Here is a 23,079-nt window from a genome sequence, read left to right as displayed (position 1 = left end):
GTTTAAGAAATTAGCTTTGGAAAACGAAACGATAACTTTCGCTCTTGTTGATGCTGAAAACTTTCCAGAATCAAGAAAACTAGCTAACGTGAGTAATTTACCAACGTTTGCTACATTTGTAAACGGACAATTGGTAAACGAAACTCAGACCAATAAAGCCGAAGTTTTAAACGAATTGGTAAACGAAATAGTGTAATGATATTTTTGTTTAAATTTTAAAATTCCATGCATTACTTAAAATTCTAATGCAAATGAAATTTAAAACCTTTTACTTATAAAAATCAGATACTGAAAATTTATAAAAAATGAAACTACCCGTAATTAAACATTTAACTCAATTTATTGAAGAAAATGACGAAGACTTTTTAATTGAAACCATTGATGTTCTTGAATCTATGACTGAGATTTCGTCCTTAAAAGATGAAGAATTAGATGTTATAGGAGAGTTAATTTCAAATATGTATGGTGCCTTAGAAGTCCACAAACTTGTTAAAAATGGCACTGATAAAAAAGAAGCTTTAAACTCCTTCATGAAACGAGTTTTAGGTTCTATTGATAAATAATCAGTACTACAGTAAGAATATAACGCACACTTTTTAGGGTGCGTTTTTTTTTGGTTAAACCAAAACAACTACAAAGATTAATTATAAAAAAACAACTATTTTAGAACAGTTTTTGAGTTAGTATTCTTAAATAAATTTCATACTTTTGAACTTCATAAAAAAACACAAATCATGGCTACAATAACATTAGGAGGAAATCCAATACACACTTCGGGCGAATTACCAACTATAGGAAGTAATATTGCTGATTTTAAATTAGTTAAAACTGATTTGTCAGTTGCATCATTACAAGATTTTGCAGGTAAAAAATTAGTTTTAAACATTTTTCCAAGTATAGATACAGGAACTTGTGCAGCATCTGTTAGAAAATTTAACGAAAGTGCTAGTGCTCTTGAAAACACAACTGTATTATGTATTTCAAGAGATTTACCATTTGCACAAAAACGTTTTTGTGGCGCTGAAGGATTAGAGAACGTAGTAAATTTATCTGATTTTACAGAAGGTAGTTTTGGTAAAACAAACGGTTTAGAAATTACTGATGGTCCACTTGCTGGATTACATTCTAGAGTAATCATTGTTGTTGATGAAAATGGTGTTATCACACACACGGAACAAGTAGCTGAAATAGCTGACGAACCTAATTATGAAGCCGCTTTAAGCGTTCTATAAAACTTACTTAATGGAGTTCAAAAAAGACAATACTTTTTTTACAGGGCGATTAAAAAGTTTTCGTTTTGCTTTTAATGGCGCAACCAAATTAATACGAACAGAACACAGCATTATGGTACAATGTTTCCTTGGAGTCATTGTAACCATAGCTGGTTTTTATTTTGGTATTTCAAAAACGGAATGGTTAATACAAACCCTAGCTATAGGTATGGTAATAAGCATAGAAGGGTTAAATACTGCGGTAGAAAAGATTGCTGATTTTATACATCCTAATTTTCATGAAAAAATTGGGTTTATCAAAGATATTGCTGCTGGTGCTGTTTTCTTCGCGGCTATAACAGCACTTGTTATTGGTTTAATTATTTACTTCCCCTTCTTTTCTAGGTAATTTATAAATACATCAATGGCAAAAACAGTAAAAGCACCTATCAATAAAAAGAAGGAAACTACTTCTACGAGTACCCAAAAAATCCAAATCTCTAAACAACAGAAAATAGTTTTTGGCACCATGCTAGTGCTATTCTCTGTGGCCTTGTTATTGGCCTTTATTTCATTTTTCATTTACGGACAGCAAGATCAAAGTGCAGTTCAAGAAATAACTAGTAGAGAAGAACTTGTTCAAAACTGGCTTGGTAAATTTGGAGCACTACTAGCAGACACTTTTGTTTATAAAGGTTTTGGTGTTGCTTCTTTTATATTTGTTCGCTTATTTTTCTTATCAGGTATGTATCTTATCGTGGGAATTCCCGTTAAGAGATTGAAAAATATTTGGTTTTGGGACTTATTTGCAATTATTGTGCTTTCAATTCTTTTTGGTTTTTTTGCTACTTCACTACCCGAATTAGGGGGTATTATTGGTTATGAACTCAATTTATTCTTACAAGATTATTTGGGTAAAACGGGAACCTTGCTTACCTTAATTTTCGGATTGGTGATTTATATCATTTTCAAAATGAAACTTTCGCCGGAAACCATTCAATCCTTTTTTGATAGATCCAAAGAGAATACAATAGAATCTGTAAATGCTTCAACAAAAAATGAATCCAATAGTAATTACAACTTGGAGGAATTTGCTGTTGACGAAGAAGAAAAAGATGATATTCATTTAAAAACGAATGGAAATCAATTTGAAATTAATAAAGAAGCGCTTAAACCTACTATCAACAATGCATCTGATCTGATAAGAGAACCTGTAACAAAACCACTCTCAATGGTTGTTGCGCCTCAAAGGGAACCTGAAATCATTAAAAATACCGAAGATACTTTCGTGATTGAAAAAGCTGCTGAAGAAGATATCATTGAAGAGAATCTGGCTTCAAGGCTTGTGGCTGATTTTGGGTTATTTGATCCAACTCTTGATTTATCAAATTATAAATTTCCTGTAATTGATTTACTAAAAGAATATTCAACCGGAGGTATTACAATCAACCAGGCAGAACTAGAAGAAAATAAAAACAGAATTGTAGATACACTCCGTAATTACAAAATTGAAATTGCACAAATAAAAGCTACCGTAGGTCCATCGGTTACATTATACGAAATTGTACCCGAGGCTGGAATTAGAATTTCAAAAATTAAAAGTCTTGAAGATGATATCGCATTGTCTTTATCCGCTTTAGGAATACGTATTATTGCTCCTATCCCAGGAAAAGGAACTATTGGTATTGAAGTACCAAATAAGAACCCTACTATGGTTTCTATGAAAAGTGTCATTGGCTCAGCCAAATTTCAAGAAGCTGAAATGGAATTGCCTATCGCACTAGGAAAAACTATTTCTAATGAAACTTTTGTTGTGGATTTAGCCAAAATGCCGCACTTATTGATGGCAGGTGCTACTGGACAAGGAAAATCAGTTGGGTTAAATGCGGTTTTAACATCATTATTGTACAAAAAACATCCAGCAGAAGTAAAATTTGTATTGGTTGATCCAAAAAAAGTAGAACTTACTCTTTTTAATAAAATAGAAAGACATTATTTAGCTAAACTCCCTGATATGGATGATGCTATTATTACAGATAATGCTAAAGTTGTAAATACATTAAACTCTCTTTGTGTAGAAATGGACAATCGGTATTCCTTATTGAAGGACGCGATGGTAAGAAATATCAAAGAATATAACGATAAGTTTAAGGCTAGAAAATTAAATCCAGAAAATGGACACCGATTTTTACCCTATATTGTTCTTGTAGTTGATGAGTTTGCCGATTTGATCATGACTGCAGGAAAAGAAGTTGAGGTCCCTATTGCACGACTGGCTCAATTAGCACGAGCTATTGGTATACATTTAATTATAGCAACTCAGCGTCCATCTGTGAATGTAATTACGGGTTTGATAAAAGCCAATTTCCCTGCGAGAATTGCATTTAGAGTAACTTCAAAAATTGATTCAAGAACAATTTTGGATACGCAAGGAGCTGATCAGTTGATTGGACGTGGAGATATGTTATACACAAATGGTAATGATGTAGTTCGTGTACAATGTGCTTTTATTGACACTCCTGAAGTAGAAAAAATAACTGAATTTATAGGCGCTCAAAAAGCCTATGCTACTGCTTATTTACTTCCTGAGTTTGTAGGAGAAGAAAGTGGCATTAATCTTGATGTAGATATTTCCGAAAGAGATACACTTTTCAGGGAAGCTGCAGAGATTATTGTTAATGCGCAACAAGGTTCGGCTTCACTACTTCAACGAAAATTAAAATTAGGATACAACAGAGCAGGTAGACTTATTGATCAATTAGAAGCTGCTGGTATAGTTGGACCATTTGAAGGAAGTAAAGCAAGAAGCGTAAACATACTTGATATGAGTTCTCTAGATCAATTTTTCAGTAATGAACAAAATAATTAAACTATGAAATTAAACGCTTTGAAAACAAAAATGATTGAGATGAAAAATTTTAGTTCAAAAATGATCACTTTTAGCATACTTTTTTTACTTACGATTTCAGTTTCTGCTCAGGATAAAAAAGCTAAAGATTTACTTGATCAAGTAACAGCAAAAGTTAAAAGTTACAATAACATCACGATCGATTTTAAATATTCCCTTAACAACTCTAAGGAAAATATTAACCAAGATAGCAAGGGAAATGTTACCATGAAAGGAAATCAATATGTATTGAATTTCATGGGAGTTACTAAAGTTTTTGATGGAAAAAAAACATATACTATAGTACCCGAGGATGAAGAAATTACAATTTCAACTGTAAATGAAAAAGATGACAATGCCATAACACCATCAAAAATGTTAACCTTTTTTAATTCAGGTTATAAATACACGATGGATATTGTTCAAAATGTTAAGGGTAGAAAAATTCAATATATAAAATTGGTGCCTGTAAGTACAAAAGATCAAAGAAAAGAGGTTTTATTGGGTATTGATATTCAAACGAAACACATCTATAATCTTATTGAAATAGGTAAAAAAGGAACAAAAACCACATTAACCGTTAATTCTTTTAAAACCAATCAACCTTTGTCAAAAAATCAATTTACCTTTGCGGCAAGTAAATATCCAAATTACTACATCAACAAATTAGATTAATGCACTAGGTGAAAATTCTTGACAAATACTTATTAAAAACATTCCTGACTACATTTACAACTGTATTTGTAATCCTATTTTTTATTTTTATTTTACAAACCGTTTGGTTATTTATATCAGAATTAGCGGGTAAAGACTTAGATCTTTTAATGGTTATTAAATTTTTAGCCTTTGCAATGCCGCGTATAGTTCCGCTAGTATTACCATTATCTATTTTACTAGCTTCCATAATGACTTTTGGGAATCTTGCTGAAAATTATGAATTTGCAGCCATGAAATCCTCTGGAATATCACTACAAAGAGCCATGAGAATGCTTACAATTTTTATCATATTGTTGAGCATCATGGCTTTCTTTTTTGCCAACAATGTTATTCCATATGCTGAATATAAGTTTATTAATTTCCGTAAAAATATAGCTCAAGTAAAACCAGCACTTGCTATTGCTGAAGGACAATTTAATGATGTAGGGTTTTACAACATCAAAGTCAACAAAAAATCAGGAAAAGAAGGCAATGATCTTACAGGAATAACTATTCACAAAAAATCTAAAATTGGTGATGGGAGTAAAACAGTAATAAAAGCCAAAAATGGTTCGTTAATAAGTAGTGAAGAATCTAGTATTCTCCAATTAGTTTTAAACGATGGGTATTATTATGAAGATATTGTTCCAAAAAACTATGAAGATAGAAGCAAAATGCCTTTTGCTAAAAGTTCATTTAAAAAACAAATTATAAATATTGATTTATCAGAGTTGAATAAAACTGACGTCAACGATGCATCGGTAACCAATACCAATACGATGTTAACGATAAATGAACTGTCATACACCCTTGATTCTCTAAACAAAAATATTAAAACGGAAGTTAAAAATTTTACAGAAAATCCAACTGCAAGAATAAATTATCCTGCTCCAAAAGTTTTTCCAAAAACAAAAGTCAAAAAAGAGCTACCTACTGATATTTTGAGTTTGTATACCAATCAGCAAAAATCAGATATTTTAAAAATAGCAAGTAGCAACATTACCAACACCTCCTACTCTATTGAAACAATTAGAAGTGAAATTTTGAACAAACAAAAAAACATCAACAAACACCTAATTGCATTTTACGACAAATTTGTAATTGTATTTGCCTGTTTTTTAATGTTTTTTATTGGTGCACCCCTTGGAGCAATAATTAGAAAAGGTGGTTTAGGATTGCCAATTGTTTTTGCTGTTCTTATTTTTATAACCTACCATTTCATCAATACATTTGGAAAAAGACTTGCACAAGAAGATGGAATGACTCCTTTTTTAGGAGCTTGGCTATCCTCTATTATACTAACACCTTTTGCTATATTACTAACCTATCGTGCAACTAACGACATAGGACTTATTAATATGGATGTAATTCTTTTGCCTTTTCAAAAGTTATTTAAAAAATTATTCCCAACAACACAAAACTAACACACACAATGAGCTCAAATACAATTCAACTTAACACTATTGAAGAAGCAATAGAAGACATCAGACAAGGTAAAATAATCATAGTGGTTGATGATGAAGATCGTGAAAACGAAGGTGATTTTTTGGCAGCAGCCGAAATGGTAACACCCGAAATGATTAATTTTATGGCTACTCACGGTCGTGGATTGATATGTGCGCCATTGACAGAAAACCGCTGTAAAGAATTAGGACTTCATGTAATGGTAAGCAACAACACTGATCCCATGGAAACTGCATTTACTGTTTCGGTAGATTTACGAGGAAATGGAGTTACTACTGGAATATCAGCATCTGATAGAGCTAAAACAATTCTTTCATTAGTAGATCAAAATACAAAACCACACGACTTAGCTAGACCTGGACATATTTTTCCGCTTATAGCAAAACAAGGTGGTGTATTAAGAAGAACAGGTCATACTGAGGCTGCAATTGATTTTGCAAGACTTGCTGGGTTTAAACCTGCCGGTGTCATTGTTGAAATAATGAATGAAGATGGAACTATGGCTCGTCTCCCACAATTAGTAGAAGTTGCCAAGAAATTCAATTTAAAATTAGTCTCAATTGAAGCCCTAGTAGCGTATAGAATGCAACATGATAGTTTAATTGTAAAAAAAGAAGATTTCAATATAGAAACTCGTTTTGGTACTTTTAGACTAAGAGCTTACCAACAAACAACAAACAAGCAAATTCATATTGCCTTAACCAAAGGAACTTGGAACTTAGGTGATTCTATACTCACCCGAATTAACTCGTCACTTGTGAATAATGATTTATTGGGGACATTAACTAATAATGCCGACCAACAATTAGATGACATGTTTAAGGTGATTAATGAAGAAGGAAAAGGGGCGTTAATTTTCATAAATCAAGACATACAATCTTTAAACTTTTTAAATAGATTGACTGAGTTAAAAGTTTTACAGCAAAATGGAACTCTAAAAGCACCAAAAATTATTATAGATAGCAAAGATTTTGGTATCGGTGCTCAAATATTACATGACATTGACATTTCAAAAATAAGATTAGTAACCAATACGGAAGGCACAAAACGCGTTGGAATGATTGGTTATGGATTAGAAATAACAGAATACGTAAGGTATTAGTTTGTTTTGAAAAAAAAGTAAAAAATAATTTCATTTGTAACCATAAGATTATGAATATTTTATAAAATAAATCAAAATTGTCTTTATTTTTTTTCAATTATACACTTGCATAACCCAAAAAGAGCCTTACATTTGCAGTCGAAATCATCTAATGAGATCGACATACTGGAGAAATGGCAGAGCGGTCGAATGCGGCAGTCTTGAAAACTGTTGACTGTAACAGGTCCGGGGGTTCGAATCCCTCTTTCTCCGCAAGAAAAGCCCGAAACGCAAGTTTTGGGCTTTTTTATTTCATAAAAGCCTTAAAAATATTCTGTTACAAATGTTTTCGTTTTCATTGAAGGACTCCACTTCTGGGACCTTGTTAGTTATCCAATCTTCTTAGCTAAATATAAAGACGCAAAATTCGTGCTGTTTTTTGTTTTTAAAAATTGATCCGTATATCATACTTTTTTTTAGCATTCTTTTTTTTAGTAAAATCATAAAAGAATGTTGCAGATTCGAAAAAACTTATTATATTTGCACTCGCAATCAAAAAATGATAGCGACATACTGGAGAAATGGCAGAGCGGTCGAATGCGGCAGTCTTGAAAACTGTTGACTGTAACAGGTCCGGGGGTTCGAATCCCTCTTTCTCCGCGGAATTAAAAGCGAAACGCTGTAAAACTTAAATTTTACAGCGTTTTTTTATTGGTAACTACCCTATCATTCATTAATCGCATCCATTACCGATTTAGAAATCTGTAAACTCTTTAATTTATCTTGATGGTCAAAAATGGGGCTGGTAATCATCAATTCATTTATGCGAGTATATTGAATAAATTCTTTTAAATCTTTAGTCAGTTTTTCTTTACTGCCTGTAAAGGTGCAAGCAGTCATTTGATTCACATGAAAGCGTTCTTCCTCATTCATCATTTCATCAATAGATGCTACGGGAGGCTGCAAACCTTTTCTATCGTTTCGTATTAAATTCAAAAACATTTGATACAAACTATTCGATAAAAATTGAGCTTCTTCATCAGAGTCGGCTGCTATGATATTCACGCAAGCCATTGTTTTGGGTTGGCTCAAAAAGGTTGAAGGTTGAAAATTTTCTCTGTAAAATTCAAATGCCTGTAGCATTTGTCTGGGTGCAAAATGCCCTGCAAAAGCATACGGCAAGCCATATTCAGCTGCCAATTTTGCACTATCCATACTCGAACCTAAAATCCAAATGGGCACATTCATCCCTTCGGCCGGAAAAGCCCTCACTTTTTCTGTAGCATTGGCTTCAGAGAAATATCTTTGCAATTTGGATACATTCTTGGGAAATTGTTGGGCTTCTTCAAAAAAATCTTTTCGAATAGCTTGTGCAGTTAACGCATCAGTTCCTGGAGCTCTTCCAAGACCTAAATCAATTCGGTTCGGATACAAAGTAGCCAAGGTACCAAACTGTTCCGCAATGATTAATGGTGAATGATTGGGCAACATAATCCCACCTGATCCTACCCGAATATTTTGAGTTTCACTGGCAATATAACCAATCAAAACCACCGTTGCCGTACTGGCCACGTGAGCCATATTATGATGCTCTGCCAACCAAAACCGATTGTATCTCAAATGATCTGCCAGTTGCGCCAACTCTTTGGTTTTTTGCATGGTATCACTGGCATTGCTGTTTTCTGTAATTAAAGCCAATTCTAATAAAGATATAGGAATAGCGTTCTTCATAAAAATTTTATTTGTAGTACAAAATTAGGTATTAAGATGATGAGGCTATGTTTTGAGGTGTTAATTGAATTATAATGTTTGGATGGAATTCTAACCAAAACTAGTAAGCTGAGTTTGATAACTAATTTTTGTGTATCGCTATTTCAGGACAAGACAGGGCCAACAAACCGTAAAAAGAATACAAAAATCCTGAATTTGTATGAGTTGTGAATTAACATTATGAGCCAACTTTGCATCATAATTTTAAATTCAAAAAAATGACCAAGACAATTTTAATTACAGGAGCAAGCAGTGGCATCGGAAAAGAAACGGCAAAGTTATTTCAATCCAAAGGTTGGAATGTAATCGCTACCATGAGAAATCCAGCAAACGAAACAGAATTAAACCAATTAGAAAATGTTTTAGTTACCCAACTTGATGTTTTAAATGTGACATCTATTCAAGATGCGTTTAATGAAGGTATTCTAAAATTTGGAGGTGTTGACGTACTATTAAACAATGCTGGTTATGGAGCATACGGGCCCTTGGAAGCCTTTAGTAGAGAGCAAGTTATTAGACAATTCAATACTAATGTTATCGGGCTTTTAGACGTTACCAAAACTGTCCTACCTCATTTTAGAAAAAACAAAAAAGGTATTATTATTAATATTTCGTCTATTGGTGGCAAATTGACTTTTCCTCTAGGCTCCCTATACCACGGAACAAAATTTGCCGTAGAAGGTATATCCGAATCGCTTAACTTTGAAGTAGAACAGTTTGGTGGACAAGTTAAAATTGTTGAGCCAGGAATGATTGCAACCGATTTTGGTGGAAGATCTTTTGATTTTAGTAATGACGAAAATATGGCTGAATACCAAAATATTGTAGGTGCGTTGATGACAGCAATGCCTGTAATGGCAGAAAATGCTTCACCGGCAACTGTTGTGGCAGAAGTAATATTTGAAGCGGCAACCGATGGTAAAAAGCAATTGCGATATACTGCAGGTGAAGATGCTAAAATGCTTATTGCAAACCGTCAACAATATGATGATACTACATTTATTGGCGGTATCAAAACACAATTCGGACTTTAAAACAATAGAACTATGAATCCAATTGTAAAATATTTCAATGCAGAAAAAGCCGAAAGCCTATTGTTTATGGGCTTCGGTGTTGTTGCTATCCTACTATCGATGTATTTTTTCTTTTTTCTAAAAGAAAGTTTTTGGAAAGGCGTAGCCATTCCATTCGTCTTTTTTTCAATTATTCAAATTATTATTGGAGTAACAATCTTTACAAGAAGCCCAATAGACAATCTAAGAGTTGAAACTATCCTAAAAAACGAACCCCATAAAATACAAGCAGAAGAAATTCCGAGAATGGAAAAAGTAATGAAAAACTTCGTTTACTATCGCTATTTCGAAATTTCAATGATTATTTTAGGTGTCATTTTAATGTACACTTTGTCTAATTACGGTTTTTGGAAAGGTTTTGGTCTGGGACTTTTTATACAATGTGCAGTTTTATTATCTTTAGACTTCTTTGCCGAAAAAAGAGGCCATTTTTATGTTGAAAATTTAAAAGAATTAGTTGAGAAAATATGAAAGCAATTGTACATCTTCATAGCGTTGCAGACTTGTATAAATTATTTAATTTAGGCAATAGTCATCATCCATTAGTTGCTGTTTTAGATTTTAGTAATGTAAGTGAACAAGTGGAAGAATATTCTAAAATTTCTACTGACTTTTATTCGATTATGTTTAAAAACTATTGCAAAAACAATATCAAATACGGCCGGAAAGCAATAGATTTTCAAGACGGTAATTTAATATGTATTGCGCCCAATCAAACGATAGAAATTGATAATGAAATTGAACACAAAGAAAACATGATGGGTTGGGGTTTGTTTTTTCACCCCGACCTTATCCGAGCAACATCTTTAAATGACAAATTAAAAAAGTATAGCTTTTTTAATTATGAAGTTTCAGAAGCTCTTCATCTCTCCGACAAAGAAAAAAATATTTTATTTGACTGTGTCCAAAAAATTCAAATGGAACTTCAAGAAAATATTGATGTGCACAGCCAATTTATCATTGTCTCGACGATAGAATTATTATTGAATTATTGTTCTAGGTTTTATGGCCGACAAATGATTACCAGAAGCCAAGCCAATAAGTCAATACTGGCTCAAATAGAAACCATCTTAAATACTTATTTTTCCGAAACAAATATCAAATCACAAGGATTGCCAAGCGTTGCCTTTTTAGCCGAAAAAGTAAACTTATCACCAAGCTATTTAAGTGACTTATTAAAGAAGGAAACAGGTAAAAATGCTCAAGAACACATTCATTTTTACTTGATCGAACAAGCCAAAACGTATTTAATCAATACAGAAAAAAACATTAATGAAATAGCGTTCAGTTTAGGATTTGAGTACCCACAATATTTCAATAAACTATTCAAACAAAAGACAGGTAAAACGCCTTTAGAATATAGAACCATGAATTAAAAAAGCTAATTTCTATTTGGTTTGATACTGAATTTTCTATCATATTTACTTTTATACATGTAATAACAAGTACGAAAGGATTTGTAATCTCTACTCATTCGTAAAGGCAAATTACAAATCATTACAAATACCACTTGCAAAAAAGGATAATAAAATGCAATTCAAAAAATGAAACTTGATAGAATAAAACAACAATAATCTTAAAGACAACTCGAAAGAAATAAAATTTAATTTTTCCCTTCTAGAATAGTTTCAAATTATTTTTCCTCTTGTTCTCTCCTTAATTTACTATTCTTTTTACCGTAAAAAAAGTAGATTACAAACCCTATTGCCAACCAAACAATTAATCTTAACCACGTATCAAAAGGAAGAGAAACCATCATTAATACGCATGTTAGTATTCCTAAAATAGGAACTAAAGGAACAAATGGAGTTTTGAATGGTCGTTCAATATCTGGCTGTTGCTTGCGCAAAATTATAATTCCAAGGCAAACCATTACAAATGCTAAAAGCGTTCCTATACTAGTCATCTCTCCTACTATACTAATGGGAACCAAACCCGCAAAAAGGGAAATAAAAATACATAAAACAATATTTGATTTATAAGGCGTGTTAAATTTTGGATGCAAATCAGAGAATATTTTTGGTAACAATCCATCTTTACTCATAGAAAAAAACACTCGAGATTGTCCCAATAAATCAACTAATATTACAGATGTATATCCAATTAAGATAGCCATAATAACGGCTACTGCTAACCATTTGTATGGAGTATGAGCTATTGCTACCGCAACTGGTGCTGCACTATTTTTAAATTCAGTATAATTTGCCAGACCTGTCATTACATATCCAAATAATATAAATAAAACAGTACAAACTATTAATGAACCCAGAATTCCAATGGGCATATTACGCTGTGGATTTTTAGTTTCTTGCGCCATTGTAGCAACAATATCAAATCCAATAAAAACGAAGAAAACTACCCCGGCACCTCGTAATACTCCTGACCAACCAAACTCTCCAAAAACACCAGTATTCTCAGGAATAAACGGATGGTAATTAGCCACATCAATATATTGCCAGCCCAAACTTATGAAAACCAACACGACACCCACTTTTAAAGTTACGACTATCACGTTAAATATCGCAGATCCTTTAGTCCCGCGAATAATTATTGCAGTAATTAAAGCAATAATTAAAATCGAAGGCAAATTAAACCATCCGTTTACTATTGTGCCGTCTGCTAATGTGGCTTTTTCAAAAGGAGACATCACCAACTGAGGCGGCAAGAAAATATCAAATTTTTCGAGAAACTTAACTAAATATTGCGACCAACTAATGCCTACAGTAGCAGCCCCGACCGAGTATTCAAGTATCAAATCCCAACCAATAATCCAAGCAAAAAGCTCACCTAAAGTGGCATAAGCATACGTGTAAGCACTTCCTGAAACGGATACCATCGAAGCGAACTCGGCATAGCATAAAGCACTAAATGCACAGCCTACCGCGGCAACAACAAAAGATAAAATTACGGCCGGTCCTGAATTATTTGCAGCTGCTATTCCTGTTAAAGAAAATAAACCGGCTCCTATAATAACTCCAACACCAATTGCTACTAAATTAATGGCACCTAAACTTCTTTTTAGAGTTCCTTTACCGCTTTCAGAAGCTTCTAATTTTAAACGGTCAATAGATTTTTTAAGCATCATTTTAAGTATTTTTAAATATAGAAAAAGCCTTTCAGCAAAAGAAAGGGTTCGTTGCTATTATGTTTGTATAGTGTCATTATTAAACCATTTCTACAATAAATAGTACAATACAAAGCTGTATTGTATAGAATTGATTAAGCAAGGTTTAACTACGTTTTTTATTTGTGGTGCAAATGTATTAAGTATTGCATCTGATTCCCAAACTATTTCAACATTTTTCCATTAGTTGAAATTCCTTTTACCACACCAAATATGATTTAGGTTTATAGCTTAATTTTTAAATCCTGAATATCCCTTTTTAACTCTAAAAACAGGTCTTTTACACTAGCAGTTTCCGTTAATTCTTGTTTTTCATCTGTGAGACCAATGTTACACACGTATTCCCAAATTTCAAGTATTGCTGATACCTTGACTTCATAAGAAGGATAAAAACTGTTATCTGAAGCTACAACAAGTGCATTCTTTTTGTTTTTGTTCAATCGCTTGTAGACCATACCTTCATTTTTGGTAATCAGTATGTAGGTTTTGCCATCATTGACATCTCCTAACTTTTCAATGTAACGCCCTACAATGATGGAACCATCTGCGTGTGGTGGCATAGAATCACCTTCTACTGGAAATCCCCTGTGCTTTCCTGTTCCCAAAAAAGGCAATGAAATTTGCTGCAGACTTTCAATATATTCCGGATCGGCATACCCATTCAAATAACCAGCTTTTACTTTTTGAGTAACAACTTCTATAAAGTTTTCTCCCTTCTTATCTACCGTAATGGGCAACACCAATCGGTTATTTTCCAAGTGCAATAAATCGTCTAAAGGAATTTTCCTTACATCCACAGACAAAAGTAAGTCAATACTGATGTGATAATAATGTGCTATTTTCTTCAAAATTTCATAGGGAGCTTCTGAAGTTCCATCTTCATATTTGACGTATCGACCTCTGGTTATCCCTAACGATTCCGACAGTTTTTCTTGCGAAATTTTATGTTGCACCCTAAGGTTTCTGATGTTGCCGGAAAATACAGACATAGTTATTTTGTTATAATTTGTAACAACAAATATAATAAAATTTGTTATCATCTATACTGATTTTGTAGCGTATAAAAAATGAATACTTATTTAAAAGAGATAGCAGCAGTTTGCGAGATCGAAAAAGAATTAACTTGCTACATTGCCCGACACACTTTTGCATTGACCATAGCACATACCAATGTTGTTACTATTGAAAGTGATATCAAAATGTTGGGGTACAAAATATTATCGACTATCCAGCATTGCGCCAAAGTTTATTAAATAGAAAGAAAGTACTAAATGAAGAAATTAAATGGTAATTATATTTTTTAAAATACCTATATTTAAAAAAAATATAACTTTTTAGTTCTTCACTTGCAGAACTAAAAAAACTCACTACCTTTGTACCCAGATAAAACTAAATAGCATGATACAATTAACAGAAAAACAAAAAGAACTTATTGAAAGTTTTGGTGTGCTTCAAGAGCAAATGGGTATGGCCCCTGCTGCTGCAAGAGTAAATGCTTTATTAACTATTGCAGATGACAATGAAATTTCATTTGATGAAATTAGAGAAACACTAAATTTGAGTAAAAGTGCTACCAGTAATGCCTTGAATGTCTTATTGACATTAGAGAATGTTGGCTATAAAACTAAATCTGGAGACCGAAAAAGATATTTTTATTCCAAATTAGATCAATGGAAAACGAAGTTCAAAAAAGACATGCTTGGTTTAAATAATTACAATGCACTATTAAAAGAGATACATAAAAATAGAACACCTAAATCTAAAGAATACAATGATAAATTAAATGAACTTACTGATTTTATGGAATATTTCATAACCGAAACAGTCGAAATTATTGATAATTGGGGAGACAAATAGCCCCTATTTTTTTTATTAAATTGGTTCTTTTGATTCAGAACTAATTAATACATACTAAACATTAAAAAATGAAAAAACTAACTTTACTTTTCACCTTCCTAATTTCGATAGGAAGCATAGGACAACAAAGTGTAAAATCCTTAACAATACGAGAAGCTGTAGAATATGCTTTGAATAACAATCTTAATTTAAGCAAAACTGAAATTGAAAAGAAAATTGTTCAAGCTCAAATTGCTGAAATAAAAGGAAAAGGATTACCCCAAATTAATTTAAACGGAAGGTTTACTGATAATTTCTCATTAGCTGAACAGCAATTGCCTGCTGAGATCGTTGGTGGAACACCAGGAACAACAATTGGTGTGAAATTTGGTAATCGCTACCAAGTAACCAGCGGTCTAGATGTTCAACAGCAATTAATAAACTTTCAATTATTTAATTCTTTAAAAAGTGTGAAAGCTTTAGAACAACTAAATGATTTGCAAACTTTAAAAACTAAGGAAGATTTAATAATCAATGTAGTTCAAGTTTATACTCAAATTCAAATTGCTGAAAAACAAATAGAACTTTTAGATGAAAACAACAACAGAACAAACAATTTGATCAAACTTTCTGAATTAAAATTGAAAGAAGGTATTATGAAAAAGCTGGATGTAAATCAATTAAAAGTAAATCAATCTAATTTAAGTACGGATATTGAAAATGCAATTTACTCTAAAAATGAAAGCATTAGAATGTTAAAGGTACTACTGAATTTCCCATCAAATGAGACATTAGTTTTAACCGAAAAATTAGATGATGCAAACAAGATTATAATTCAAGATAACTTAACTATGGAAAGTAATCTTACTTTAATGCAAACCATTAAGCAGATTGAATTATCTAAAATTGATGAAAAATTAGTTAAAGCAGAATTCTACCCTAAACTGAACGCTTTCTTCACTTACAATTATCAGGGTAATGCTAATGAATTTAAATTTTCTGGTCCTAATTATGCAGACCAATTTAACGGAACTTGGGGTCTAGCGGCTTCTGTGCCATTATTTGATGGTTTTCAAAAAAGAAAAAGAGTGTTACAGAAAGAATTAGCTACTGAAAAATTAGAAGCTGATAAAAAAACATTGGAACTGAATATTGAGAAAGAATACCAAGATGCGAAACAACAAATTACTGTAAGTGAAATCCAGGTAAAAAATCAAAAAGAGAACATGAGTTTGGCAAATGAGAATTACAATGGAATTAAACTTTCTTTTTCAGAGGGAATTGCAGCAATCACTGAACTATTGGATTCTGAATTTGCATTGCGTCAAGCTCAATCAAATTATCTTAATGCACAATTGCAGCTACGTGTTTCAGAATTACAATTAATCAAAGCCAGTGGTCAACTTTCAAAACTAATAAATCAAAATTAACAATTACCATCATGAAAACAAAAAATATAATAATAGCAGTAGTTACCCTTTTAGTTGCATTCATTGGATATAAATTATACACCAATAAAAAAGATATTACTGAGAAATCAAATGAAGTAGAAGAAGTTTATGCAGTACCTGTTCAAGTTGCCAAAGTGCAAACCAAAGCATTATCAAATGAATTAATTGCAACAGGAGAATTTGAAGGATTTGAAGAGGTTTTTTTAGTTGCCGAATCGCAAGGAAGTATTACCGCATTGAATTTTAAAGAGGGAGATGTTATTAAAAGAGGACAAGTTTTTGCAAGAATAGATGCTTCGTCTTTAAATGCACAATTATCTTCGGCAAGATTCAATTATGCCAAAGCTAAAAAAGATGTTGAACGATACGAAAGACTTGAAAAAGCAGGTGCTGTAAGTAAAGCTCAAGTAGAAGAATTGAAATTGCAATTAGAAAATTCTCGTTCGTCTATTGCTCAAATTAATCAACAATTAGGTTTTTCTACAGTTAAAGCTACTATTTCTGGAGTAGTTAATGATGTTATGGTAGAGTCATCCAGTTTTGTACAAGCAGGAAATAAAATTGCTGAAATTGTTCAAATTGATAAAATGAAAATCATTATCAATGTTTCTGAAGATGATTTAATCAACATAAAAACTAATCAAACAGTAACCATTAATACGGATGTTTATCCTGTAGTAGATTTTTCAGGAACAGTTTCAAATATTAGTGTAAAAGCAGATGATTCCGGAAAGTTTAAAGTAACAATAATTGTTTTAAATAATAAAAAAGAACAATTGCGTGCAGGTATGTTTGGAGAAGTTCACTTTGATACTTTAAAAGATAACATGAAAGATGCGTTAACAATTCCTCGTGAAGCCATTGTTACTACTTTACAAGATCCAAAAGTATATGTAGTAGAGAACAACAAATCTATTTTAAAAAGCATCAAAATAGGCAAAGTAATAAACAATAGTGTTATCGTTTTAGAAGGTTTAAAAGTTAATGAATTAGTTATTGACAAAGGAATCATCAATTTAAAAAATAATACACTAGTAAAAATAACTAATTCTAAATAATAAAAAATGTCTATCACAGAATTATCAGTAAAAAGACCGACACTAGCGGTTGTAGTCTTTACCATAATTACATTATTAGGAATAATTAGTTATACCACTTTAGGCTATGAATTACTACCAAAAATAACATCGCCTCAACTATCCATTAGTACAATTTATCCTGGTGCATCACCAAGTGAAGTAGAAAATTCAGTAACCACAAATATTGAAGACGCAGTAAGTGCTATTGAAGGTGTAAAAAGTATTACATCAACCTCACAAGAAGGAATATCGATTGTAAATGTTGAATTGACCTATAATGCAAATGTTGATAAAGCATTGCAAGATGCGCAACGTAAAGTAAATAATATCATAGGTCAACTACCAGACCAAGTTGAGCAACCAAGTGTTGACCAATTTTCTTTTGACGATATGCCAATTATGCGTTTAGGAGTGTCCTCTGAAATGGATGTTAATGACTTTAATAATTTAGTAGATAATGATATTAAAGAAACGTTGTCAAGAATTGAAGGTGTTGCTAGAGTTCAAGTTATTGGAGGAAATAAACGTGAAATTCGTGTAAATATTGATAGAGATAAACTGAAAACATATGGATTAAGTATTCTTCAAGTAACACAAGCTATTTCAGCTGCAAACCTTGATTTCCCAACAGGAAATATTAAGGATGCAAAACAACAAGTAACCGTTCGATTATCAGGAAAATTCAAAGATGTAAACGACATTAAAGGATTAGAGATTAATACAGGAAATGGTTCAAGTGTTCGTATTGAAGATATTGCTGAAGTATATGATACTACAAAAGAAGTAAGCACTATTTCTCGAATTGATGGAATAAGTTCAATTGGTTTAACCATTTCAAAACAAAGCGAAGGAAATACAGTACAAGTAGCGGAAGATATTAAAAAAGAAATCAAAAAAATTGAAGCAGAATATGCCGATAAAAATTTAAAAATAGCAGTAGCTCAAGATAGTTCTGTATTTACACTTGATGCTGCAGATGCTGTGATTTTTGACTTACTACTTGCCGTTGGATTAGTAGCCATAATTATGTTGTTCTTTTTACGCAGTTGGAAAGATTCAATTATTGTAATGGTATCAATTCCGGTTTCAATTGTAGCGACATTTATTGCTATGAGTCAGTTAGGATATACTTTAAACTTAATGACTTTATTGGGTTTATCGTTAGTTGTTGGGATTCTAGTAGATGATAGTATTGTTGTGCTGGAACAAATTCATGCTGAAATGGAAAAAGGAAAATCCAGAATGGAAGCTGCAATGGAGAGTTGGAATAAAATTGGACTTTCAGTTATGTCCATCACATTAGTTCTTATTGCCGTTTTCTTGCCAATTACTTTCGTAACCGGATTAATTGCCGATTTATTAAAGCAGTTTGCAGTAGTTGTAGCATTTGCAACAGCGATTTCACTAGTAGTTTCATTTACATTAACGCCATTATTATCCTCACGTTTTTCTGAAGTAATTGAATTGGATAACAAAAAAATATTTCACAAGCCGTTAATTGTGTTTGAAAACTTTTTAACAGCAGTAAACAATTTTTACAAAGGCATTTTAAAATGGACTCTTTCTCGTAAACGTATCACAGCATTAGCATTATTAGTATTAGTAATTGCTTCGGTCTCATTATTAGTATTTGGATTTATTGGTAGTGAGTTTGTTAAAAATGGTGATAATGGAGAATTCATTGTAGAATTAGAACTTCCAAAAGAAGCGACAATTGAAGAAACAAATTTAGCAGCGCTTGCTGTAGAAACCATTTTGCTGAAAGATAAAATCGTTTCTTCTGTATTTTCTACAGTTGGAACAGGAACTGGTGGTGGAGGAAATTCTTCAAATTTAGCACAAATCAATGCAAAGATGATAAGTCCAGAAGAACGTACTATTTCTTCAGAACAATTTGCTAGAGATATCAAAAACAAACTTTCTAAAAGCATTACAGGTGTAAAATTCAAAACTGCAGCCGTAGGTATGGTTGGAGGTAGCACTGCTGGTCCCATTCAAGTTTTATTAACTGGTAATGATATAGACTTGCTAATGAAAACTGCTGAAGAAGTAAAGCAAACTATTGAAAGTGTAAACAGTACTCGAGAAGTAGAATTATCAGCTAATAGTGGAAACCCTGAAGTGGCAATTTCAGTTGACCGTGATAAAATGGCAGCACTTAATTTAACAATGAGTACTGTGGGTACTACTATGCAAAATGCTTTTGCAGGAAATACACAATATAAATTCCGTGACGGCGAAAATGAATATGATATCAATGTAAAATTAGATCAGTTTGACCGTAAGAATATAAATGACATTAAGAAAGTTACTTTTTTGAATACTACAGGCGAACTAATCGAATTGCAGCAATTTGCAGCAGTAGAGCAATCAACAGGACCATCAAAATTGCAGCGAGATAAAAAACGTAGTAGTGTGAGTATTGGTGCCCAAGTTGTTGGTCGTCCAGTAGGAACCGTTTCTGCAGAAGTACAAACTGCTATCGAAAACATGAAATTACCAAAAGGTGTTAGTTATGAAATGGGTGGAGATTTAGAAAGTCAAACAGAAGCATTTACTAGTTTAGGTTTAGCACTTTTAATGTCAATAATCTTAGTGTATTTAATAATGGTTGCTTTATATGAATCATATGCGTATCCGTTGGTGGTTATGCTTTCAGTTCCTACTGCAATGATTGGTGCTTTTTTAATATTGGCCTTATTTCAAGAAAGTTTAGGGGTATTTACATTCTTAGGATTGATAATGTTAGTGGGTCTGGTAATTAAGAATGCGATTTTGATAGTCGATGCCGCCAACCAATTTAAGAAAGACGGTATGAATAGTGTTGAGGCCATTATGAATGCAGGGCTTTCAAGATTACGTCCTATACTTATGACTACACTTGCAATGGTAATTGCAATGTTTCCTATTGCTTTTGCTTCAGGAGCTGGAGCTGAATGGAAAAACGGTTTAGCAATGGTACTGATAGGTGGTTTATCAAGCTCTCTACTCTTTACAGTAATTATTGTCCCAGTTATGTATATCGTAATCGACATCTGGAAAGGCGATATCACTAAAAATGAAGTTAAAAACGCACTTGCAAATGATATCAGTTAAAATGTAATACCATTCAATAGTATTATAAAAAAGAATCTTAATGAAGTGAATTTTCGATTGAATTTCAATTTGTTAAGATTCTTTAATTAATCAAATTTGACTACAACTTTAAAATTTATTGTAAAAATCTACAGAAAAATCTAAAAAAGAAATTGAGGCTTGCTTTGAAAGCTTTCGTTTTCGAGAAAAATATAAAAATTACAATATGTCAGACTTTTTTAACACACATAAACAAGCAATAATTTATGCATTACTAGTAATTGGAGTAGTACTATTTTTAAGATTTCTAACAAAAATATTGCACAATTGGTTAGAAAGACGATCACTCAAAAAACATCCAAATGAAATTCCTTCTACCATCCACTTAACACAAAAAATATTAAATGCTCTTTGGGTAGTTTTAGGAGTTATGGCACTTGCATTTATTTTTATTGATAAAGAGCAATATAAAGTTGCAACACAGAATTTCTATTTAGTCTTATATTTAGGAATTGTTGCCGTAGTTACACTAGTTGCAGTTTCATTAGTACAAACTTGGTTCAAACGAAACATACGGGAGAGAACAGAAAATGATCTAGACACTACCAGTTATAAATTTTTAAGGTATATTGCTATTTTTGGGGTGTATTTTTTTGGAGCATTACTTATTCTTGTAGCATTTGAATCTATGCGAACCTTTGCAGCTACAGCCCTTGGTGGTGCAGGAGTTTTGGCAGTCATTGCAGGTGTAGCCTCACAAGAAGCACTTTCTAACCTGGTAGGTGGTTTGTTCATTATCGCTTTTAAACCATTCAAATTAGGAGATGTCATTAAGATTGATGAATTGATGGTAGGAACTGTCTCAGACATTACCCTTAGGCATACTATTATAAGAAATTTTGAAAACAAAATGATTGTAATTCCAAATGCCATTATCAACAAAGAGAAATTAATCAATTACGATTTAGGAGAACGCATGTGTTGCCAATGGATTGAAGTAGGAATTTCTTATGATAGTGATATCGATCTAGCAAAACACATTATGAGAGAAGAATGTGAAGAGCATCCCTATACTATGGACAATCGAACAGAACTTGATAAGTACAATAGTGAAAACAAAGTAATTGTACGGGTAATAAATCTCGATGATAGTGCAGTAACCATTAGAGCATGGGCTTGGGCTGCTAATTTTAATGATGCATTTACCATGAAATGTGATTTATACGAAAGTATAAAAAAACGATTTGACAAAGAAGGTATCGAAATTGCGTTTCCACACCGAACAATTGTCTTCAAAAATAATAATTCTAACAACATACCAAATGACTAAATTCATTAAAACGATTACTATATTTTTAATTTCAATATCTATAAACGCACAAGTAAACGATTCCATTTTTAAAGAAAAAGCTGAAAAGAGATTAAAAGCCGAATTTCCTAGTTTTAGAATGATAAATCTAGAATATATTCAAACAGGAAAAAGCGAATTTAATTCCCAATTATTTGATCAAGATTTTCAAAAAGGTACCTTGAAAAATATAAAGACTGTAAATCTTGGTGTTAATTTACCCATTTATATAAAAAAGAAGTTAACGGTTACTTCTTCATTGAATTATAAATTCAACGAATTCGAATTTTCAGATATTCAAAATGTAGCAACCATTCCCTCTTTCCAACAAAACGATTTGGTTACATTTCATAACTTTTCAACCGCTTTGAGCGCAACTTATTTTTCAACCTTATTCAAAAAACCAATTATCTACAATACGAGTATTATAGCCGATGGAAATCAAGAAGGTTTTGAACGACTCAAAGGTTTAATAGGATTTTCTTTCATCTTAAAAAAGACAGCAAGAGTAACCATGACTTTAGGTGCAATAGTTTTTGTTGATCCTACGGCGCAAATTCCATTTTTCCCAACATTTACCTATAATTATAAGTTTAAAAATTCGGCATGGGATTTTGATTTTATTTTACCTCAACGTATTTTATTTAGAAGACAAATTGCTAACAAAGGAAGAATTTCTATTGGAAGTATGCTAAACAGTAATGGTTTTTATGTAAATATTGACAATCCGAATTTCCCAGCTGTAGCTGAGTATAGTCAGCTAGAAATCAATAGTGGATTAATTTATGAACACAAGTTATCAAACAATTTTTTTGCAACATTTAAAGGTGGGGTTTCAAATTTTGTTAGTTCAAGATTAACTGAAAAAGCACAACCAAATAGTGAATATTTCTATCAAAATGAACAATCTGCAAAAGGTTATTTTAATGTAGGGATATCATTTAATCCAACTTTAAAAAAGAAATAAAGTATGTACTTTACAAC

At 32.2% G+C, this 23,079-nt stretch carries 21 protein-coding genes and 2 tRNA genes; 20 read left to right on the top strand and 3 right to left on the bottom strand.

The window, feature by feature from the left end:
- The 10 genes from DNC80_RS15565 to DNC80_RS15520 all read left to right on the top strand — a co-directional run.
- On the top strand, positions 1-196 hold a 196-nt coding region (locus tag DNC80_RS15565; protein WP_182651998.1), incomplete at its 5' end, for a thioredoxin family protein.
- A gap of 109 nt (positions 197-305) precedes the next feature.
- On the top strand, positions 306-563 hold the full coding sequence (locus DNC80_RS15560) for a hypothetical protein (RefSeq protein WP_086453945.1): 258 nt from the start codon (positions 306-308) through the stop codon (positions 561-563).
- Between the two features lie 171 nt (positions 564-734).
- A complete protein-coding gene (gene tpx, locus DNC80_RS15555) occupies positions 735-1,232 on the top strand; it encodes a thiol peroxidase (RefSeq protein ID WP_182651997.1) in 498 nt (165 codons plus the stop codon).
- Between the two features lie 10 nt (positions 1,233-1,242).
- Positions 1,243-1,620, top strand: a complete 378-nt coding sequence (locus DNC80_RS15550) for a diacylglycerol kinase family protein (protein ID WP_182651996.1) — start codon at positions 1,243-1,245, stop codon at positions 1,618-1,620.
- A gap of 15 nt (positions 1,621-1,635) precedes the next feature.
- A complete protein-coding gene (locus DNC80_RS15545; protein WP_182651995.1) occupies positions 1,636-4,080 on the top strand; it encodes a DNA translocase FtsK in 2,445 nt (814 codons plus the stop codon).
- 60 nt (positions 4,081-4,140) lie between these two features.
- On the top strand, positions 4,141-4,773 hold the full coding sequence (locus tag DNC80_RS15540) for an outer membrane lipoprotein carrier protein LolA (RefSeq protein ID WP_370628779.1): 633 nt from the start codon (positions 4,141-4,143) through the stop codon (positions 4,771-4,773).
- An 8-nt stretch (positions 4,774-4,781) separates the two neighbouring features.
- On the top strand, positions 4,782-6,218 hold the full coding sequence (locus DNC80_RS15535; RefSeq protein WP_182651994.1) for an LptF/LptG family permease: 1,437 nt from the start codon (positions 4,782-4,784) through the stop codon (positions 6,216-6,218).
- Positions 6,219-6,226: 8 nt separating this feature from the next.
- Positions 6,227-7,360, top strand: a complete 1,134-nt coding sequence (ribB, locus tag DNC80_RS15530; protein WP_182651993.1) for a 3,4-dihydroxy-2-butanone-4-phosphate synthase — start codon at positions 6,227-6,229, stop codon at positions 7,358-7,360.
- Positions 7,361-7,527: 167 nt separating this feature from the next.
- A tRNA-Ser gene (locus DNC80_RS15525) sits at positions 7,528-7,612 on the top strand.
- Positions 7,613-7,914: 302 nt separating this feature from the next.
- Positions 7,915-7,999, top strand: a tRNA-Ser gene (locus DNC80_RS15520).
- 66 nt (positions 8,000-8,065) lie between these two features.
- Here the strand turns inward: DNC80_RS15520 and DNC80_RS15515 are convergent.
- The gene (locus DNC80_RS15515; RefSeq protein ID WP_182651992.1) at positions 8,066-9,070 is read right to left on the bottom strand and encodes an LLM class flavin-dependent oxidoreductase; all 1,005 of its coding nucleotides are present in this window, start codon (positions 9,068-9,070) and stop codon (positions 8,066-8,068) included.
- 257 nt (positions 9,071-9,327) lie between these two features.
- Here DNC80_RS15515 and DNC80_RS15510 point away from each other — a divergent pair, with 257 nt between their 5' ends.
- From DNC80_RS15510 to DNC80_RS15500, 3 genes are read left to right on the top strand one after another with little or no spacing between them, the layout of a single operon-like run.
- Positions 9,328-10,143, top strand: coding sequence for an SDR family oxidoreductase (locus tag DNC80_RS15510; protein WP_182651991.1), 816 nt, complete (start codon positions 9,328-9,330; stop codon positions 10,141-10,143).
- Positions 10,144-10,155: 12 nt separating this feature from the next.
- The gene (locus DNC80_RS15505; RefSeq protein ID WP_182651990.1) at positions 10,156-10,653 is read left to right on the top strand and encodes a hypothetical protein; all 498 of its coding nucleotides are present in this window, start codon (positions 10,156-10,158) and stop codon (positions 10,651-10,653) included.
- A complete protein-coding gene (locus DNC80_RS15500; RefSeq protein ID WP_182651989.1) occupies positions 10,650-11,558 on the top strand; it encodes an AraC family transcriptional regulator in 909 nt (302 codons plus the stop codon). The genes DNC80_RS15505 and DNC80_RS15500 overlap by 4 nt, the downstream gene beginning before the upstream one ends.
- Positions 11,559-11,815: 257 nt before the next feature.
- Here the strand turns inward: DNC80_RS15500 and DNC80_RS15495 are convergent, their stop codons facing one another.
- Together DNC80_RS15495 and DNC80_RS15490 are read right to left on the bottom strand one after the other, a co-directional pair.
- Positions 11,816-13,264, bottom strand: a complete 1,449-nt coding sequence (locus tag DNC80_RS15495) for an amino acid permease (protein ID WP_182651999.1) — start codon at positions 13,262-13,264, stop codon at positions 11,816-11,818.
- A 266-nt stretch (positions 13,265-13,530) separates the two neighbouring features.
- Positions 13,531-14,295, bottom strand: a complete 765-nt coding sequence (locus DNC80_RS15490; protein ID WP_182651988.1) for a LexA family transcriptional regulator — start codon at positions 14,293-14,295, stop codon at positions 13,531-13,533.
- 78 nt (positions 14,296-14,373) lie between these two features.
- Between DNC80_RS15490 and DNC80_RS15485 the strand changes: the two genes are divergently transcribed.
- The 7 genes from DNC80_RS15485 to DNC80_RS15455 all read left to right on the top strand — a co-directional run bounded on the left by DNC80_RS15485 (position 14,374) and on the right by DNC80_RS15455 (position 23,062).
- Positions 14,374-14,559, top strand: coding sequence for a hypothetical protein (locus DNC80_RS15485; RefSeq protein WP_255493276.1), 186 nt, complete (start codon positions 14,374-14,376; stop codon positions 14,557-14,559).
- Between the two features lie 145 nt (positions 14,560-14,704).
- Complete coding sequence (locus tag DNC80_RS15480; protein ID WP_182651987.1) at positions 14,705-15,163, top strand: GbsR/MarR family transcriptional regulator; 459 nt, start codon at positions 14,705-14,707, stop codon at positions 15,161-15,163.
- Between the two features lie 68 nt (positions 15,164-15,231).
- Positions 15,232-16,572: a TolC family protein gene (locus DNC80_RS15475; protein ID WP_182651986.1), complete on the top strand. Its 1,341-nt coding sequence runs from the start codon at positions 15,232-15,234 to the stop codon at positions 16,570-16,572.
- A gap of 11 nt (positions 16,573-16,583) precedes the next feature.
- Positions 16,584-17,651 carry an efflux RND transporter periplasmic adaptor subunit gene (locus DNC80_RS15470; RefSeq protein WP_182651985.1) on the top strand — a complete coding sequence of 356 codons (1,068 nt, stop codon included), beginning with the start codon at positions 16,584-16,586 and terminating at the stop codon, positions 17,649-17,651.
- Between the two features lie 6 nt (positions 17,652-17,657).
- On the top strand, positions 17,658-20,768 hold the full coding sequence (locus tag DNC80_RS15465; RefSeq protein ID WP_182651984.1) for an efflux RND transporter permease subunit: 3,111 nt from the start codon (positions 17,658-17,660) through the stop codon (positions 20,766-20,768).
- Positions 20,769-20,973: 205 nt separating this feature from the next.
- Complete coding sequence (locus DNC80_RS15460) at positions 20,974-22,077, top strand: mechanosensitive ion channel family protein (protein WP_182651983.1); 1,104 nt, start codon at positions 20,974-20,976, stop codon at positions 22,075-22,077.
- Positions 22,070-23,062 carry a hypothetical protein gene (locus DNC80_RS15455; protein ID WP_182651982.1) on the top strand — a complete coding sequence of 331 codons (993 nt, stop codon included), beginning with the start codon at positions 22,070-22,072 and terminating at the stop codon, positions 23,060-23,062. The genes DNC80_RS15460 and DNC80_RS15455 overlap by 8 nt, the downstream gene beginning before the upstream one ends.
- Positions 23,063-23,079: the final 17 nt, after the last annotated feature.

Source organism: Flavobacterium sp. SOK18b (assembly GCF_014156605.1).
Taxonomy (GTDB): Bacteria; Bacteroidota; Bacteroidia; order Flavobacteriales; family Flavobacteriaceae; genus Flavobacterium; species Flavobacterium tiangeerense.
The sequence above is the reverse complement of the archived record's forward strand: the minus strand, read 5'-3'. Positions and strand labels throughout refer to the sequence as shown.

What these genes read in the sequence shown, in the direction of transcription:
- DNC80_RS15460 (WP_182651983.1), top strand. Translation starts at nt 20,974, where the DNA reads ATGTCAGACTTTTTTAACACACATAAACAAGCAATAATTTATGCATTA.
- DNC80_RS15560 (WP_086453945.1), top strand. Translation starts at nt 306, where the DNA reads ATGAAACTACCCGTAATTAAACATTTAACTCAATTTATTGAAGAAAAT.
- DNC80_RS15490 (WP_182651988.1), bottom strand. Translation starts at nt 14,295, where the DNA reads ATGTCTGTATTTTCCGGCAACATCAGAAACCTTAGGGTGCAACATAAA.
- DNC80_RS15455 (WP_182651982.1), top strand. Translation starts at nt 22,070, where the DNA reads ATGACTAAATTCATTAAAACGATTACTATATTTTTAATTTCAATATCT.
- tpx (WP_182651997.1), top strand. Translation starts at nt 735, where the DNA reads ATGGCTACAATAACATTAGGAGGAAATCCAATACACACTTCGGGCGAA.
- ribB (WP_182651993.1), top strand. Translation starts at nt 6,227, where the DNA reads ATGAGCTCAAATACAATTCAACTTAACACTATTGAAGAAGCAATAGAA.
- DNC80_RS15500 (WP_182651989.1), top strand. Translation starts at nt 10,650, where the DNA reads ATGAAAGCAATTGTACATCTTCATAGCGTTGCAGACTTGTATAAATTA.
- DNC80_RS15510 (WP_182651991.1), top strand. Translation starts at nt 9,328, where the DNA reads ATGACCAAGACAATTTTAATTACAGGAGCAAGCAGTGGCATCGGAAAA.
- DNC80_RS15545 (WP_182651995.1), top strand. Translation starts at nt 1,636, where the DNA reads ATGGCAAAAACAGTAAAAGCACCTATCAATAAAAAGAAGGAAACTACT.
- DNC80_RS15550 (WP_182651996.1), top strand. Translation starts at nt 1,243, where the DNA reads ATGGAGTTCAAAAAAGACAATACTTTTTTTACAGGGCGATTAAAAAGT.
- DNC80_RS15515 (WP_182651992.1), bottom strand. Translation starts at nt 9,070, where the DNA reads ATGAAGAACGCTATTCCTATATCTTTATTAGAATTGGCTTTAATTACA.
- DNC80_RS15470 (WP_182651985.1), top strand. Translation starts at nt 16,584, where the DNA reads ATGAAAACAAAAAATATAATAATAGCAGTAGTTACCCTTTTAGTTGCA.
- DNC80_RS15465 (WP_182651984.1), top strand. Translation starts at nt 17,658, where the DNA reads ATGTCTATCACAGAATTATCAGTAAAAAGACCGACACTAGCGGTTGTA.
- DNC80_RS15505 (WP_182651990.1), top strand. Translation starts at nt 10,156, where the DNA reads ATGAATCCAATTGTAAAATATTTCAATGCAGAAAAAGCCGAAAGCCTA.
- DNC80_RS15475 (WP_182651986.1), top strand. Translation starts at nt 15,232, where the DNA reads ATGAAAAAACTAACTTTACTTTTCACCTTCCTAATTTCGATAGGAAGC.
- DNC80_RS15495 (WP_182651999.1), bottom strand. Translation starts at nt 13,264, where the DNA reads ATGCTTAAAAAATCTATTGACCGTTTAAAATTAGAAGCTTCTGAAAGC.
- DNC80_RS15485 (WP_255493276.1), top strand. Translation starts at nt 14,374, where the DNA reads ATGAATACTTATTTAAAAGAGATAGCAGCAGTTTGCGAGATCGAAAAA.
- DNC80_RS15480 (WP_182651987.1), top strand. Translation starts at nt 14,705, where the DNA reads ATGATACAATTAACAGAAAAACAAAAAGAACTTATTGAAAGTTTTGGT.
- DNC80_RS15540 (WP_370628779.1), top strand. Translation starts at nt 4,141, where the DNA reads ATGATCACTTTTAGCATACTTTTTTTACTTACGATTTCAGTTTCTGCT.